Source organism: Fibrobacter sp. UBA3718, from assembly GCF_002371935.1.
In the GTDB taxonomy this organism is placed as follows: domain Bacteria; phylum Fibrobacterota; class Fibrobacteria; order Fibrobacterales; family Fibrobacteraceae; genus Fibrobacter.
This window is the reverse complement of record NZ_DFHR01000005.1, coordinates 24,854-41,787: the sequence shown is the minus strand read 5'-3', so window position 1 is coordinate 41,787 and position 16,934 is coordinate 24,854. Positions and strand designations below refer to the sequence as shown.

The following is a 16,934-nucleotide window of genomic DNA, read 5'->3' as shown; positions in this document are numbered from 1 at the left end:
CATGAAGTTTAATGCGACCCTACTTGCATTGTTTTTGGGTGTATTCGGTCTTGTTCCGAAGTCTTTTGCTGTAGATACGCTTGAAGTATTTGCGCTGCGCATCCAGTTCCAGAAGGAAAACCCGGATAACTCGCTCACTACGGGCGACGGCACTTTCGATTCCGACAAGAAGAACAAGGATGCCTATAGTCTGGATCCTCCCGAAAACCGCGGCACGCCCTTGTATTGGCTCAAGCATTTTGAATTCGCCAACAATTATTTCAATGCGGTGAGCGGCGGGAACCTGGTCGTGAAGGCGCGCGTGTTCCCGGACCCATCCACGGGTTCTTCCGTCTATACGCTGGCCAAGCCGATTATCGACTACAACCGCACGAGCAAGAAGAAGGGCGAAAAGACGGCCGAATATGACGAGGCCCGCAGTCGCGACTACCTCACGTTCATTTACGACGCCATTGCCGCTGCCGCCGCAGATTCCTCGGAGGCGGGGCCGTTCCGCATTCCGGTTTCGAAGAATCCGAACGTGAAGCGCGCGTACATGATTATACACGCGGGCGCAAGCCGCCTTGTGGATGGCGGAAGCATGGGCACGAAGGGTGCGGACACTCCGGGCGACTTCATGGACATCTACATTGCCGGTGACGACTGGCAATACCTGCAGGCAGATTCCGCGAGGAGCAAGGCCGCAAAACCGGTAATCGGGCTTACGAGCGTCGGCGATACCGCGACGACGGGAATCCGCATTCCGGGCGGTGCTGTCGATACGCTCCGTTCGGTAATGGTGGTGAGCGAGACTGCCTCGCAGGATGGCCTCAACTGGGGCGTAAACGGAATCATCGTGAACCAGATTGCGCGCGAAATCGGGCTCCCGAACACCTACGACGTGGTGAAGGGAATCAGCCGCCTCGGTTATTACGACGTGATGGATTTTGCGGGCTACAATGCCGGCAACGGGTTCCTGCCTTCGCTGCCTGCCGCGTGGGAACGTGCCTACATGGGCTGGTCGCAGGTGAAGGAAGTGCGCCCGGTGGCAGGGAAACCCGTGACGGTGGATATCGCAGCCGCGGGTACGGGCAAGGGAACCGAGATTGTAAAGGTGCCGCTCAGCGCGAGCGAATACCTGCTGATTGAAAACCGCCAGCGCAGCTGGAACAAGGAAGGAACGGTCGACGTGGCAGTGGACAGGCTGACTCCGAATGCGGAGTCGAGCGTTCGTACGGTTCCCGTGGATAGCCTGAATCTCGTGTTCGAGGACAGCGTTTGCGTGAAGGGCAAGTGCAACGAGAACAAGAAGAAGGCGAAGGGCCTGATTGTCGGGCTCGATTCCTACGATGCGGGGCTGCCGGCGAGCGGTATCGTGGTGTGGCGCGTGAACGACTGGTACCTGCGCGAGACGTTGCCGTACGGCATTGCGAACTTCTGGGGCGGCGATACCCTGCGCGACCACCAGTTCGGGGTTGCGATGGTGGAGGCCGACGGCATGCTTTCCATCGGCAAGACGTTCAAGAACGCGCTCGGCGAGGACATGTACGATTACGGAAGCGGTACGGATTTGTTGCCGCACCTGCGCTATTCCGAAAAGAAGAAGTACGATACTGTCAAGAGCATCGGGCCCTCGGGCTACGCGAACACGATGACCTCCATGGGCGGCTATACCGGCGTGAAGATTACGGTGAACGTGCCGAAGGATGCGCGCGAGGAAAAGACTGCGAACGCATTCATGGGCGACAGCGTAGTGAACTATGCGGCATTGAGCCTTCGCGTGACAATAAGTATTGACGACGGGAGTATCGAGGGCGGCAAGTTCCCGCGTGAGATTGGCCTGAATTCGGCGGTGCGCGGCGCGGTGTTCGTGGACGACCCCGAAAACGAAGGGCAAAAGATTATCGTGGTGGGTGCCGAGGACGGAACGCTGCAGGCCTTTAATGCTTTGGGCGATACGCTGTTCGTTGCCGATACCGCGATTGTGCAGAAGTCGCTGAGCCGCGACGGAGCGGAGCGCGAAGTGCCGCTGTACCGCGTGGGCGCAAGCTACGGCCCGCTGGTGGGCATGGCGAGCGACGGCAAGGATGTTTACAGCCTGCATACCAAGAAACTCGTGAAGACGAGTTTTGCGGGCGGATTCCCGGTGCAGCAGGAAATTGACATCGATTCCGCGACGGCGGGGCCTCTGGTTTATGATGGAAAAATTATGGTTGCAGATAAAACGGAAGGAAGGAGCTTTGTGTGGACCTTTAGCGGGGCGTCGTTTGACGGGAAGTCCGCTCCTATACGTGAAATTCCTGCGCCCGTTGTCGATATGGCAAAGTGCTCAAGAACAGATGGTGCTTTCGCCTTTGCTTTTGTAACAGCCGGCAATTTTGTTTATGCGAAAGGACATGGAAAAAATCTGGGTGGCGCATCCGGTGAAAAGTGGAAAATTGCATGCACCGATTTGGACCGTGACGGGACAGACGATGTGATTGTGGTCGGTAGTCGCGGTACGGTGACTGCATACGGGCAGGGTAAAAATGAATTGAGAGCCCTCTGGACCAAGAGCTACAAGCGTGGCGCCAGCGGTACGAGCGGCCTCAAGGACGAGACTTCCGGCATTGCCATCGGCGACATAAACGGCGACGGTTATCCTGAAGTCATATTCCTGGGCGATAACCTCGTGTATGCGCTCGACCGTTCGGGCCTCCCGATTGCGGACTTCCCGGTGAAGATTTCCCGCGGCACCCCGGTTACGGGATTCATGAGCGACCCGCTCCTTGTGGATGTGACGGGCGACGACATTCCAGAGATTCTTGTTCCGAGCAGTGACGGCCTCGTGTACGCCTATACAGGCAAGGGCACGGAAGTGAAGGACCAGTTCCCGCTTGCGGCCGGCAGCTTTGAATACCAGGATACGCTAGGGACAATCTACCCGATGAGCATATTCGTAGCGGACGCTGTTCCGGGCAAGAAGTCTGCGGGTCCCGAACTTTACGCATTGCACCGCAACGGCCTCTCCGCTTTCCGCCTGCGCAAGGCGAACGGGTCGGCTGCGGAATCGCCTACGGCATGGACGCTCCCCGCGGGTGGCAACGAGCGCACGGGTTACTTTGATGCAAGCAAACTTGGCGACGTGGAGAAGGCGGAAGAGAAGGACGAGATAAGCGAGTTCTTCGTATTCCCGAATCCGGTCCGCGGCGGCAATGCGAAGGCGCGTTTTGAAATCGGTGCGGCCGCAAAGAATGCAACCCTTGAACTTTACGACATCACGGGCCTTTGCGTGTTCAAGCAGAAGATGGAAGAACCTGCGCAGGGCCGTAACCAGTTCGAGAATCTCGACCTGAAGCAACTCGGTTCCGATGTCTATACGGCGCGGCTCAAGGTAAAATTCAAGAGCGGCAAGACGAAACAGAAGCTTTACCGCGTGGGCGTGATTAAGTAGTCTTTGGAGGCGGAAAACAATGAAGGTTGTGTATAAACTAGCACTCGCGGGTTTGTTTGCCGCTTTCCTTTCCGCCTGTACTGCCGGCGGCGATCCCGTCGATGTCAAGCCCATCGAGCATGACTCCGACTGGTATTCTTCTGTAAAACAGCCTTCTTCCAGCGATGGAAAATCATCTGCCGGGGATCCTTCCAGTAGTGAATCCGGGAATGGCGGGGAACGCGATTCTTCTATCTACAATCTTCTGCGTTGGGTTGAATTCCAGGGCGGGAAGGCGAAGGTCAATTCTGTCGAGTTCTCTTTCAGTGCGTATTCCGTTTCGGCGACGGAAGTGACGCAGGCGGCATATGCGGAGGCGATGGGCGGCATGCCTGACCAGCCAAAGGATGCCCCCGAGAACCCCGTAGTGAATGTTTCCTGGTTCGATGCGGTACTCTTTTGCAATGAACTTTCCAAGAGCATGGGGCTCGATACGGCCTACGTCTATTCTTCCGTGGGCGCTGAGAACTACCTGCAGGATCTCGAAATCAATTACGGGGTGGAATCGTTCCGTCTTGCCACAGAAATCGAGTGGGAAATCGCTGCACATGGCGGTACGAACACGATGTTCTACTGGGGTACGGACAAGGCGTCGGACTTTGTGTATTACGGACAAACTTCTGGCCCCACGAGGGTAGGGAGTTATCCACCGAATCCTTATGGCCTGTTCGATATGGCGGGTAACGTCGCCGAATGGGTAAACGACTGGTACGGCGCATTCCCGACGAAGACCATGGACAATTACACGGGTGCCACTTCGGGTACGGCCCGCGTGGTGCGCGGTGGCGGCTGGAGCGACCCCATCAAGGACTGCGCTCCGGACGTGCGTGCGAAAAAGGACCCGCTCTATACGGCTCCGACACTTGGGTTCCGTGTGGTTTATTCCCGCGGACTGCTCTAATTTTGTTAGATTATAGCCCATGAAAAGGATTGTGCTTGCGACCCTTTGTATGGGTCTTTTTCTTGCCGGTTGCAATAAGGAAGAACCGGCTCCGTTGCCGGATTTGCCCAAGGTCGAGCTTCCGGAAACCATCGTGGGCTTCTATACCGGCCGCCTGCCGTGCGAAAACTGCAAGGTGCGCATGGTTCGCATGACGCTTGCCGAAGATAGCAGCGTGACGGTGATACAGAACATCATGACGGATTCCATGAAGACGGACACGCTTGCCGGCAGGTTCTCCATCGATTCGGGAAAGGTGGCCGTGGCGCTGTCGGAAGGAACCCGTTGGAATTTCCAGGTGGAAAAGTCGGGATCGCTTTCGCTCTTGACGGGCGCGGGTACCGTCTACGAGGATGAAAATGGCGTGCGGGTCGATCTCATCAGGATACTCAACCTCCCGTCTCAGAAAAAAACGGAACAGTAACGGAGAAGTAATATGCGTGCAAAAACTTTGATTGTGGATGATGAACCCTTGGCGCGTATGCGTATGCGTTCGCTCCTGGAAAAATATTCCGAGGATTTGGAAATATTGGACGAGGCCGGATCCGGTGCGCAGGCGATATCGAAAATCCGCGAACTGATGCCCGATGTGGTGTTTCTGGATATCCAGATGCCTGACATGGACGCGTTCGAGGTCCTGAAAAAGATTGAGGACGACGACATGCCGCTGATTGTCTTCACGACGGCCTACGAAAATTTTGCGCTCCGTGCCTACGAGGAAAATACGGTGGATTACCTGCTTAAGCCGGTCGATCCCGAGCGCCTCGAAGCCACGATGGAAAAATTGCGCAAGCGGTTCTCTGCGGTCGCGGAAAATTCGCAGATGCCTGCGGATTTTTCGTGGGAGAAGTTCCGTTCGCTCATGGCGCAGGGAGACGCCTACCTGCAGCGCATCCAGGTGAAGATCGGCGATAGGATTTTACTCGTGAACGTGGACGAGATTATCCGCTTCCACAGCGAGGAAAAGTATACGACGGTCTACACGCCCACGAACCAGTATATTATCGACACGCCGCTGGTGGATCTCGAAAAGAAACTCGACCCGCGCCAGTTCGTGCGTGTGCACCGTGCGCACCTCGTAGCCATCGACTACATCTCCGAAATCCGCAAGTCGGACATGGGCCGTCTGGTCGTGCAGCTGCGCGACAAGGACAGGACGCAGATCCTCGTGAGCAGGAATTTCGTGAAGAGTGTCCGCAACCTCTAAGAATGGAAAGATATGGAAGAGCCTCCTAAGAATTTTTCGATAAAGAAATTCCTGAAATCGTTCCTGCGCGAAATCATCGTTCCCATCGTGCTTGCGCTCGTGGTTATCCAGTACGTTATCCAGGCGTTCCAGATCCCGAGCGGCTCGATGGAAGATACGCTCCATACGGGTGACTTTTTGCTGGGCCTCAAGTTTACGTACGGTTCGCCGATTCCTTTTACGAACCAGCATTTTCCGGGCTATGCCGAACCCAAACCCGGCGACGTGGTGATTTTCCGCTATCCCGGCGAACCGGAGTATCCCGACAACAATCCCGCGCGCTACACGCACCTGTTTAACGCGCTCATGTTCGGCAACTATTACTGGGATCACGAGCCGGAGAAGGGGAAACCTCACCTGGTGCACTATGCGGACGGTCCGAAGGACTACATCAAGCGCTGTGTGGCCGTGAGCGGCGATACTGTGGCTGTCCATCAGGGGCGCCTTTCGATCAACGGCAAGGAACAGACGGAACTCCCGGGACGCGGCAAGCTCACGATGTCGTTCAGGAGCCATTCTCCGCGCGACGAACGAGAAAGCTTCGTGATTCCTTCCGTGGGCGATACCTTGTTCGTGGATTCGCTGTCGCTCGAAAAATTGTGGTGGCTCCGTTCCATCGTGCTGCAGGAAAATCCGGACAGCCGTGTGAATTTGGAACTTGCGCTGTGGAAAGATGGCGTAGAGGCGAACAACTACATATTCGAGGATTTCAATCTGCCCGTGGAAACGGATCGCGGGATGCTCCTGCAGGCGCTTTCCGGACTCAGGTCCAAGACGGACAGCAGGCCGGTCTGGGGCGATACGGTGACGGGGTCTGTGAATTTTGAGTTCTTCCGCAGGAACGCAGGGATCGGTTTTATCCCCGTCCCGATTCCGCCGGAAGCGCAGGGCTCGATGTCGCGCCTTGTCAGCTATGTCGGCTTCGAGGGTTCGCTGTTGCGTGATTTGGAAGGCAACGTGGCGATGCTCAATGCGCCTGCCGTTACCGTGGATTCCTCGGTGGCCGACAGTGCCGCTTCCGATTCCGCTGCTGCAGAAAGCGCCTTCATGGAACCGTCTACGCAGCCGCGCTTCGAGATTCGCCGTCGCCTGCTGGTGGACGGAAAGCCGATCGACCGCTATGTTGTCCAGACGCCGCTCTTCTTCATGATGGGAGACAACCGCGACAACTCTGCGGATAGCCGCTACTGGGGTTTCGTGACGCTCCGCAATATCCGTGCGAAGGCATTCGTAATCTACTTCTCCTTCGAGAACGATGACCAGGCGTTCAGCCTGGGGAACCCCTTTACCTGGTGGCGCATCCCGTTCAGGATCCGCTGGTCACGCATCGGAAAGATTATTTCGCTGATAGACTGATGAAGTTTGGCCGTTCCGCATACGTTTCCGCCTTTGTCTCGTTGCTTGCTTGCATCGGGCTATGGGCGTGCGCAACCCAGGTGGCGCCCTCGGGAGGCCCTGCGGACAAGTTGCCTCCGCGGGTGGCTGCGGTCTACCCGGCCCTGAATACGACGAACCATCCCGAGGAACTCTATGTGAAACTCGAGTTCGACGAGTGGATTAACGCCTCGATTCCGCGCAGTGCTGTGTCCATTTCGCCCCCCATCGAAAAGAAGATGAAGTTCGAGGTCAGCGGGAAGACGCTGGAGCTTACGTCCAGGGCGGTTCTCGACACGGGAACGACCTATACGGTCACCTTCGCGGGCGGCATCAAGGACTTGCACGGCAACGCCCTTGCGCAACCGTTCCAGATAGTGTTCTCGACGGGCGACCATATCGATTCGCTTTCGCTTGAAGGGCGCGTGCTGGTGAACGATTCCATGGCGAGGAAGAAGATGTTCCCGAGCATCGGCCTCTTTTTGATGGGAGAATCCCGCGAAGGGCACCGCTATCTCGAAAAGTACCGCGATACGGTGACGCATGCGCTTGATTCCCTCCCGATGCTCACGAAGGAACCCCCGCTGTTCCTTACGCGTGCGGACAGCGCGGGCAACTTCAAGCTCACGGGGCTCAAGCCCGGACGCTACCGCGTTGTTGCCTTTGTGGATGTGAACGGGAACCAGAAAATTGAGCCTTCGATGGAACTTGCCGGTGTGTGGACGGACGACCTTGTGCTGACTCCCGAGACTGCGGATACGCTGTGGGTTCCCCTCGCGGACCAGGATTCCTCCAAGCTGGAACTCGTGTCGGTCTCACAGCCGTTTGCGAATGTCCTGGAAGCCTCGTTTTCCCGTCCGCTCTATTTCGATTCCGCATTCGCGGAACTTTCGAACTGCACGCTGACTTATCCCGACGGACGTTCCGTACACCCCTCGGCGGTTTACCTGGGGGCATCCTCCGAAAAGCCGCAGTTCTATTTCGATTCGGTTCCCGCCCCTGAACTTACATACAAGTTTGCATGCAAGGTGGCGAAGGATTCCCTTTTCCGCGAACTTGATTCCCTCCATGCGGAAGTGGAACTCGAATGGGTCGAGAAGCCCGCCGACACGCTTGCCCCATCGATTGCGAAGACGAAGCTGCTTTCGAAAACGAGGTCCGCGTTCCCGGGCGATACGCTTGTCGTCGCTTACAGCAAGCCGGTCGATTCGCTTTTGGAAACGTTCCATATCGTGATAAATAAGGATACGTCCGAAGTGAAAATGCAACGCATAGACCCGGTCCGCTACATGGCCGTTCCCAAGGAACCGTGGCCTACGGACGTGACGGTCGGCTTCTTGAAGGGCTACAAGGATACGACGCTTGCAAAAGCCGACAGCAACGGCGTGCGCGATACGGTAATCGAGACCAAGTATCAGCAGCTTCTTAAGTTCGAGACGGTATCCAAGCTGAAGCTTGCGAAACTCAAGGGGCGCATCCCGAACGGGAACACGGACGTGACAGTTCGGCTGATTGCGACCGAAAACAAGAATCCCTACTATGTCCGTTGCAACCGCGATGGGACCTTTGCCTTTGAAAATCTTGTGGAAGGCAAGTATTTTATTGACTACTATTATGCCGAAAGTGGCAGGCTGACTCCCGACGGCGGGACTCTGGCGCCATTCCGGTATGGCTTGCCGTGGCGCGCCCCGAACGATACGGTGCATGTGGCCAATGGTGAAAACGATATCAACAAGCTGTTGCCGAATTTGCCGGTGCTTCCGGAAAGAAAGAGGTAAATAATGGACAAGATTCCCGCATTTGTCGCGGTCGATTTGGAAACGACCGGTCTGGAATTTGACAAGGACGAAATTATCGAGGTGGCTCTCGTCCGCTTCGAGAATGGGGAACCCGTGGACTCCCTGGATTGCTTGGTCAAGCCGGCATCTGCCGAACTTCGGCCCTTCATCGAATCCTTGACGGGTATTTCGCGTGCGGACCTGGAATCGGCGGAAGATTTTGCAAGCCTCGCCGGGAAAATCTGCTCGTTTGTCGGCGACCTGCCGCTCGTTGCGCACAATGCGAATTTCGATTCCAAATTCCTGAAGCAATCCATGAAGAAGGTGGGAATCGCCTTCGACAACGTCCGCGTTTGGGATTCGCTTACCTTGTCCAGAATCGCCTACCAGGATGTGCCCAACCATAGGCTCGACACGCTTACTCAGGAACTGGGAATCGAACGTAGCCGCGCCCACCGTGCACTTCCCGATGCGGATGCCTGCGGAAAGCTGTTCGTGATGGCCTACGAAAAAATCAAGGGGATGGACCCGTGGCTGCTCGATGCGTTCGGACGCATTGCCGAAGGTTCCGACTGGGAGATTTTATTCGAAAAAAAGGCGGGAGAATTGCCCGAAGCCAAGTTCGCCATGGCGGATGTCCCGTCGCAGGCGGGCTCGCTTCCGACCTGGAAAGCTCCTCGCGTGAGCGAATTCTTGAAGGAAGACGGCCTGCTTTCTCGCGTTGTCGAAGGATTCAAGCCGAGGCTGAACCAGCAGGACTACGCATCGTGCGTGGAACGCAATATGCACAAGGGCGGCCTCTGCGTGCTCGAAGCCCCGACGGGCTCGGGCAAGTCGCTTGCCTATCTCGTTTCTGCCGCGAACAAGGCGGTCACGGGCGAACGCGTGGTTATCAGCACGGCGACACATGCGCTGCAGAGCCAGCTGTGGAACAAGGACATTCCCTCGATCATGCCTCTCTACGAAGGCAATCTCGTGCCCGCGATCCTCAAGGGCCGCGACAATTACCTCTGTCTCCGCAAACTTTCGGAAATCCTTTCTGCACCGGAAACGCTTCTGGCTCCCGATGAACGCGATTCCTTCATGGCGATCCTGCCGTGGGCCGTTTCGACCCGGAGCGGCGACGTGGGCGAATGTTCGTCGTTCAGCCATTCCCGCAATCGCGTGCTGTGGTCCAAGATTTCGAGCAGCGCCTCTTCGTGTAGCGGCGAAAAGTGCCCCTACTATTCGAAGTGCCCTGCGCTTGCCGCCAAGCGCCGTGCTATGGCGGCGAACCTTCTCTTGGTGAACCACTCGCTGTTCCTTGCGGACCTTTCTCTCGATTTCGCGCTGCTGCCTTCGTACGAACATGTGGTGTTCGACGAGGCGCACAAGCTTCCCGATGCTAGCAACCAGTGCTTTGGGAGGACAGTCTCCTTCTTTGGATTTAGGAATGTGGCCAAGACGCTTTTGCCGACGAAGGATGGCCAGGGCGGGCTGCTCTCGGAAATCCGCTCGCGTATTCCCGAAGAGGATGCCGCGGCCCGTAGCGAGTGCGACCAGCTTACCGCCGATATTGCCGAGACGGAAAAGTGCCTGCATCGCTTCTTCATGAAGATCGGGAAAAAGCTCCAGAAGCAGAAAGCCGGAAGGGGAGGCTTTGTCTTTGCGAACGGGATCCTTGCCGAATACGAGGCGGACCCAAAATCTGTGCTGGACCAGTACGAAATTGCGAAGAGCCGTGCCGAGTCCCTGTTCGGGTTCGTTTCCGGAAACCCGCGTATGGAAGGCCTTGTGAAAGATGCCTCCGGCCGAATGGAAGAGCTCAAGCGTTTCATGGCCGATTTCGAATTCCTTGTGAAGGCTGGCCGTGGCGACTGGGTGTTCTACCTGGAAGAACCGTTCAATCCGCATACGCTCAAGATGCATGCCTATCCGCTCGATTCCGGCGATGTCTGGAAGTCCAAATTCTATCCGTGGGTAAAGTCTGCAACGTTCACGTCGGCGACGCTTGCCGTGCAGGGGGATCTCATGTATTTCTCGCAGCGCATGGGCCTTGTCGGCGCGGACCAGCCCAAGCGTCCGTTCCTCAAGGTGTTCAACGAACCGTTCAATAGCGATTCCAGACGCTCTGTGATGGTTGCGCGCTACTTGCCGAAGCCCTCGACTCCCGAATTCGGCGACGCGCTGAACGAGACTCTCGTGCAGGTGCTCCCCGAAGTGGAAGAGAACACGATGGTGCTGTTCACGAGCATTTCCGCGATGATGAAGGCGCAGGCGGCGCTCGCTCCCGTTTTTGCGGCGAAGGGCAAACTCCTGTTGTGCCAGCACGTGGATGGCGCTCTCGACGGTCTCGTGGCGATGTTCCGCAAGTCGCGCGGCGCGTGCCTTCTCGGCTGCCAGAGCCTGTGGGAAGGTGTCGACTTCCCGGGCGATGCGCTCAAGCTTTTGGTCATTACGAAACTTCCGTTCCCGAATCCGTCGGAACCGCTGGTCGCGGGAATCTCCGCCGACCTGAAGGCGAAGGGCGAGAACGTGTTCAAGAGCTACTACATACCCGAGGCGTACATGGAACTGCGTCAGGGCCTGGGCAGGCTTTTGCGCACGGAAAACGATTCGGGCAAGGTGCTTGTTCTCGACAACCGTGTAGTGACCGAGGCTTACGGCAAGACGTTCGCTCGCATTTGGAACATGAAGCACGCTACCGCGAATACTGTTGACGACGTGAAGAAGTTCGTTTCTTGACACCCCTCGCCATATTTTCTAAATTTGCGTCCCCCTGAATGTTGTGTTTGGGAAGGGGTGTTCCTTTGATGTTTAGGTTTTTTGATGCTAGATCTCTTTAGTTATTTCGATGGCATGTCCAAGTCGCTGCTCCGCGATGTCCATGCGAAGGCGTATGGGAAAAAGGGGCTTCTGAACAATGCGCTCATCCAGTCCGAGGTGATGTCGTTCTTTAGCGACAAGAACCGCGCCGTCGAAAAATTTGCGGCGATGGAACCGTGGCAGCGCCGCATACTGAACCTGATTTACCACAGCGTCTCTAGGGGCCTTACCTACAATGAGCTCCGCCTGACGGTCCACGTGAGCAAGGAGAAGGAACTGAGAAAGTTCCTGCTTGCGATGTGCAGGGACTTCCTGATTTGGAGGTCGAATTCTACGGGTGCGGCCGTATACCAGGGCTTCAGCGATTTTTCGAGGTGCTTCGAGATAAAGGCGGACGAACCGGCCGGGCTCGACCGCAATCTTGTCGATTACGGGAACCTGCTGAACTGGCACATTTGCATGGTGCTCTCGCTTGCCAAAAAGGGTGAGCTGCGGGTGAACACCAACGGTACGCTCCACAGGAGGAGCTTCCAGATTTGCACGAGCGCGTTTACGGCTGCATCCAAGATTTCGGAAAAGGCCGCCGAGAACGAGCTTTCGCTCATCTTCAATTTCCTCACGCAGAACGACTGGCTCGAACAGGAGAACTCCCTCCTGTACCCCTCCGAGAAGGCGACCGAGTTCCTGAAGACGAGTGGATTCCGCCTCCGTCAGTATGTCCTGTCGTGGTGGCTGAACGTGCGCTTCCGCGGCGATGCCGTGCATTGCAGGCAGCTGCTGAACGAGCTTGCCAAGGGAAGGAGCGTGTCCGAGGCGGCGTACCTCTTCTGGGTCATGGACCCCTCCTACCGGGTCCTCGAGTCGAGCAAGCACCTGGCCTGGGATTTCTTGCCGCGTCCGCTCCGTGAACTCTGGCTCCTCGGGCTCGTGAAGTTCCAGTTCCAGTCGGGCAAGGTCTCGGCCGTTGTGGTAAGCGGTGCGGGGAAGGAATGGATGGAAACGTCCGTCGTCCCGCAGCCCGAAGGGAATGTCTCGATGTTGCCGAACTTCGACATGGTCGTATCTACGGACACTTCGCCCTACCTGCTGTTCCTTGTCTCGTGCCTCTCCCGCGTAAAGAACGACGAATCCTTCCTCTGCTTCAACATCGACAAGGAAGGCTACCTCGCGGGGCTGAAGAGCGGCATATACGAATCCGAGATGGAGCAGTTCTTCAACTGGATTAAGCCGCCCGAGAACGTGCTCTCGACTTTCCGGGAATGGAACTCCTCGTTCTATGGTGCCCGCGTGAGTACGGTCCGGCTGCTGAAGATTGACGACCTGAAGATCCTGTCGGAACTGGCCAGGTTCCCGCATTTCATGGAATGTACGGAAGAATACATCCCGGGCTACGGTTTTATCTTGAACCCGAAACTCGAACACAAGGCTTTTGAAATCCTCGAGAGTTTCGGTTACTGTCCGTTCGTGGATTTGTCCGCGAAGGTTCGCGACCGCGCGCCTACGGAAGAATGGCGCAAGGATTTCACCATCGCCTGGCCCGAGTCGGGCAAGCCCGACTACGAACTCAAGGACGATATCGACGAGGCGTCTATCCAGTCCGCGCTCAATTCGACCAAGTACGGAAGTGTCTACCAGAAGCTGGATACGTTCGACCTGGTGAAGGTGCTCCGCTATGCGAAGATGGCGGGGACGTTCCTGGCCGCAAAGGTCAAGGATCCTGCCAAGCGTGCGGAAAAGGAACGCGAGATTGTCTTCTCCGTCCATGCGCTGCACCTTGCAAGGGCGCCGCTCAATGTCGACATCCAGGAACGCGGAGTCGAATCCATGCTTCCGCTTCCGCTTTCGTTTATCCAGGAAATCAAGGTCCTGCAGAAGAATATCTAGGCCCCCGCGGCGCCTCCCGCGCTAGGGAAGAGTCTGCGCGTAGCCCGCGATGTCCTTCATCTCGTCGAGCGAAATCTCGTCGTAGTAGGCTTCCATGTTGCGCTCTTCGTCGCCGAAGTTCATCTGGTACCAGAACGTGGGCATATCCTCGCGTGCGCGCTCTCCTATGTAGGTGGGCTTCCCGGAGGGATTCACGTTTACGCGCCTGCCGTCTTCGCCGTGGCATGGCCTGCAGTTCTGGTAAAAGAGCTTTGCGCCGCGCTTGAGGTTTGCACCCTTTATCTTGCCGTTCTTGTCGAGCAGCTTGTACACGAGGTACGCCATGCGCGCATCCTCGCGGGTGAGGGTGTCCCCGGGGGACCCGGGGGCGGGCGCCTCCACCTGGGGGGCGCCGGCGCCTTCCGGCGCAGCCTCGCCCGCGGCGGCAAGGCCCGAGAGCAGCCCGTAGAAGGTGGCCGCCGCGATGAAAACATATGCATTTCTGCGCTTTTGCATGTAGAGAATATATAAAACGCCCAGGCTCTGGGGCTGAACTTGCTACTTTGTCCCCCATGAATGTGAAGTTGTTTTTGCCGACGGCCCTTTTTGTGTCCGTCCTTGCCTATGGAGGGCAATCCATGTCCATGCCCAAAGAAGAGTCCCTGCTTTTGCAGGGGCGGTGGAGTGTCAGTGAAGAATGCCTTTGTGCGAGTGCCCCCGCGGCATCGGTCTCCTTCAACGCGACGGCATCCGAAGTTTCGTTCGACATCGAGGGCGAGGCCCGGTTCCTTTTCGAAATCGACGGCAAGGCGGTGAAATACGAGACGGTGAACGACCGCAGGAAACTTTCCTTCAAGGCCCCGAAAGACAAGGCATCCCACACCTACCGCCTCGTCAAGGTCAGTGAATCCAATCCGGGCAAGATCTGCATCCGCGGCATCGAACTCGGGAAGGGCGGTTCCTTCGGGCCGAAACCGAAGTCCTGGAACCGACGCATCGAATTTATCGGCGATTCCTTTACGGTCGGCTACGGGGTCGAGGGCAAGGGGCCGGAAGACGGCACGCCCTTCGAGAAGACGAACGCGAGCAAGAGCTACGCCTTCCTGCTTGCCGAAGGCTACAAGGCCGATTACCAGGTAAACGCCGTGAGCGGTCGCGGGCTCGTGCGCAACTATGCGAATATCGTCCCCGAGTGGACGCTCGAGAATTTGTACGAATACACGATGATGGGCACCCCCGAACAGGAAAAGGATGCCGAACGCTGGAATTTCGAGAAGTTCCATCCGCAGGTCGTGGTCGTGTTCGTGGGCATCAACGATTTCCAGGGCGAGCCCCCGTATGCGGACGTGGGCAAGTTCAAGGAAGCGTATGCGAAACTGCTGGATAAGCTCCGCGCCCTGCATCCCGGCGTGAAGTTCCTGCTCGTCGCGACGAAGACGTGGCCGAATGACGACCTGGGCGGCGTTGTCGAGAGCATCTACAACGACCAGGTGGCCGCGGGGAAGAACGATATTGTGTATAAGTTTGTTTACACCGAGAATACCGCCTTGCACGGTCACCCGAGCGAAATGTCGCAAAAGGAGCTCGCGAACACTCTCAGACCCCTTGTCGGGCGCCTTGGCGGGTGGCTTTCGCGGTAGCGGGCTGGTTTAGGAATCCGTAATATGTTATTTTTGGAGGTATATCGGTAGGAAGGAACATGTCGAGAATCATGGAGAAAATATACGCCCTATTCAGGATGAACATCCTGATTTTCGTCCTATTGGCTGCGACGGTCATTGCGCTGTTCGCATACAAGAACGGTTTGGACGATATTACGTTCCTGAACCTTTCTGATTACGCCTACGTGATTCCCGAGACGGACAGCGCGGACGGGGGTGCTTCCGCGGTCGCCCTTACCCGTACGGATTCTTCCATCATTGTCGACTACGAACTCAAGGAAGGCTACGCCTACCCGTATGCGGGCGTGAAGATCCTCCTGGGCGATGGCAAGACCAAGGGCCGCGACTTCTCCAAATACGACAGCATCTTCGTGTGGATCAAGCCCCGTGGCGAGGGAACGGTCCGCCTCTACCTGCGCGGCTACGATGCCGACTTCTACCGCGAGGGCGACGAAGGTTCGCTCAAGTTCAACGAAATAGAGTTCTTCCCGCTCGAAGAGACTTATCCCGCCGTGTTCGTCCCGCAGGAATTCCGCGTGGCGTCCTGGTGGGTCGCCCAGAACGAAATCAACGTCCACAAGGCGCGCGTCGACCTCTCGAACATCCCGCTTATCGAAATCCAGACGGGCACGAACGCCCCGCTCGGCTACGGCACGCTCGAAATCCGCGGACTCTGCTTCAAGGGCAAGAAGATCCCGTGGGCCGACCTTGTGACCATCATCGTCGCGGTCTGGTTCGTCACCTTCCTTATCATCCTCGTCATCCGCTTCTTCGACTACAACCGCGAGCGCGCCGCGAACAAGAAGCGCCAGGAAGAACTGGAGCGCTACCTCGAGGCTCTCGAAATCGAGAAGAGCGAATACGAGAAGTCCAGCCGTACCGACCCGCTTACTGGCTGCCTCAACCGCGCCGGTTTCGGCAGTGTGCTCTTGCGCGAACAGGAAAACCTCAACAAGAACGGTTCCTCCGTCTCGTTCGTGATGCTCGATATCGACCATTTCAAGGAAGTGAACGACACCTACGGCCACAGCGTGGGCGACGAGGTGCTCGTGAACCTCTCGAAGCTCATCCAGGGCAAGATCCGCAACAGCGACAGCCTGGTGCGCTGGGGAGGCGAGGAATTCGTCATCCTCTGCGGCGACACTCCCATCCAGAACGCGCAGTTCCTGGCCGAGAAGCTCCGTATCGCCATCGAGAAGGCCCAGCTCATCAAGCAGCAGACCATTACGTGCTCGTTCGGCATTGCGGAGATGATTCCGGGCGAAGATCCCAAGAAGCTGTTCGAACGCGCCGACAAGGCCCTCTATGCCTCCAAGGAAGGTGGCCGCAACCGCGTGACGAGCGCGACCTACAAGCGCCAGAACCGATAGCCTATGCGCACGCGTCTTTCCTTTGCCCTTGCGGCGTTGTCGCTTCTGCTCGCCTCGTGCGCGCACAAGGAGCCGGAGGTCGATTTCAAGCCTATCCAGCTGTCGTGGAACGCCCTCTCCGAGGAGGCCGAGAACCACCCGGAAAAGGACGCCTGTGTGATTGCCGTCACCGCAAAAATGATGCGCGAGAGGGCGGTCCTGGACTCGAAGTCCGAGGTGCTGGACTACCTGGTGAACTACGATCTTAAGGGCGGTATCCTCGAATTTGAGGGTTTTTGCGGGGTTTCGGCTTCCCGTGAATCCCCGGAGTGCCGCTGGACGGCCTCGTGCCCTAGCGCCGAAAATGTCGTTGTAAAATTTCACAACGGAGACTAGCCCCTAATACTACCTTTTTGGCTTGCGCTGTTTTATTTTTAATCTGTTAGCCCACAAGACTTTGCGGGCCA

The 16,934-nt window shown here is 57.0% G+C and carries 12 protein-coding genes; 11 read left to right on the top strand and 1 reads right to left on the bottom strand.

What is annotated here, in order from left to right:
* Window position 1 precedes the first annotated feature (1 nt).
* The 8 genes from B4A77_RS01555 (at window position 2) to B4A77_RS01520 (ending at window position 13,478) form a co-directional block, all read left to right on the top strand.
* Window positions 2–3,412 (top strand): FG-GAP-like repeat-containing protein, encoded by a 3,411-nt coding sequence (locus B4A77_RS01555; RefSeq protein WP_290737690.1) that lies wholly within the window; start codon window positions 2–4, stop codon window positions 3,410–3,412.
* A 19-nt stretch (window positions 3,413–3,431) separates the two neighbouring features.
* Window positions 3,432–4,352, top strand: a complete 921-nt coding sequence (locus tag B4A77_RS01550) for a formylglycine-generating enzyme family protein (protein WP_290737687.1) — start codon at window positions 3,432–3,434, stop codon at window positions 4,350–4,352.
* Between the two features lie 19 nt (window positions 4,353–4,371).
* Window positions 4,372–4,815, top strand: a complete 444-nt coding sequence (locus tag B4A77_RS01545; protein WP_290735296.1) for a copper resistance protein NlpE N-terminal domain-containing protein — start codon at window positions 4,372–4,374, stop codon at window positions 4,813–4,815.
* A 12-nt stretch (window positions 4,816–4,827) separates the two neighbouring features.
* The gene (locus B4A77_RS01540; protein ID WP_173365617.1) at window positions 4,828–5,598 is read left to right on the top strand and encodes a LytR/AlgR family response regulator transcription factor; all 771 of its coding nucleotides are present in this window, start codon (window positions 4,828–4,830) and stop codon (window positions 5,596–5,598) included.
* A gap of 12 nt (window positions 5,599–5,610) precedes the next feature.
* Window positions 5,611–6,993, top strand: coding sequence for a signal peptidase I (lepB, locus tag B4A77_RS01535; protein WP_290737684.1), 1,383 nt, complete (start codon window positions 5,611–5,613; stop codon window positions 6,991–6,993).
* Window positions 6,993–8,789 carry an Ig-like domain-containing domain gene (locus B4A77_RS01530; RefSeq protein WP_290729515.1) on the top strand — a complete coding sequence of 599 codons (1,797 nt, stop codon included), beginning with the start codon at window positions 6,993–6,995 and terminating at the stop codon, window positions 8,787–8,789. Before lepB ends, B4A77_RS01530 begins: the two co-directional genes overlap by 1 nt.
* Window positions 8,790–8,792: 3 nt before the next feature.
* Window positions 8,793–11,513, top strand: a complete 2,721-nt coding sequence (locus B4A77_RS01525) for a helicase C-terminal domain-containing protein (protein ID WP_290737681.1) — start codon at window positions 8,793–8,795, stop codon at window positions 11,511–11,513.
* 114 nt (window positions 11,514–11,627) lie between these two features.
* Window positions 11,628–13,478 (top strand): hypothetical protein, encoded by a 1,851-nt coding sequence (locus B4A77_RS01520; RefSeq protein WP_290737678.1) that lies wholly within the window; start codon window positions 11,628–11,630, stop codon window positions 13,476–13,478.
* Between the two features lie 21 nt (window positions 13,479–13,499).
* On the opposite strand, the gene B4A77_RS01515 is transcribed toward B4A77_RS01520, so the two are convergent.
* Window positions 13,500–13,973 (bottom strand): c-type cytochrome, encoded by a 474-nt coding sequence (locus B4A77_RS01515; protein WP_173365612.1) that lies wholly within the window; start codon window positions 13,971–13,973, stop codon window positions 13,500–13,502.
* Window positions 13,974–14,095: 122 nt separating this feature from the next.
* Here B4A77_RS01515 and B4A77_RS01510 point away from each other — a divergent pair, with 122 nt between their 5' ends.
* From B4A77_RS01510 to B4A77_RS01500, 3 genes are read left to right on the top strand one after another with little or no spacing between them, the layout of a single operon-like run.
* The gene (locus B4A77_RS01510) at window positions 14,096–15,097 is read left to right on the top strand and encodes a GDSL-type esterase/lipase family protein (protein WP_290729509.1); all 1,002 of its coding nucleotides are present in this window, start codon (window positions 14,096–14,098) and stop codon (window positions 15,095–15,097) included.
* 59 nt (window positions 15,098–15,156) lie between these two features.
* Window positions 15,157–16,488: a GGDEF domain-containing protein gene (locus tag B4A77_RS01505; protein WP_173365610.1), complete on the top strand. Its 1,332-nt coding sequence runs from the start codon at window positions 15,157–15,159 to the stop codon at window positions 16,486–16,488.
* Window positions 16,489–16,491: 3 nt separating this feature from the next.
* Window positions 16,492–16,863 (top strand): hypothetical protein, encoded by a 372-nt coding sequence (locus B4A77_RS01500; RefSeq protein ID WP_173381746.1) that lies wholly within the window; start codon window positions 16,492–16,494, stop codon window positions 16,861–16,863.
* The last annotated feature ends 71 nt before the right edge of the window (window positions 16,864–16,934 follow it).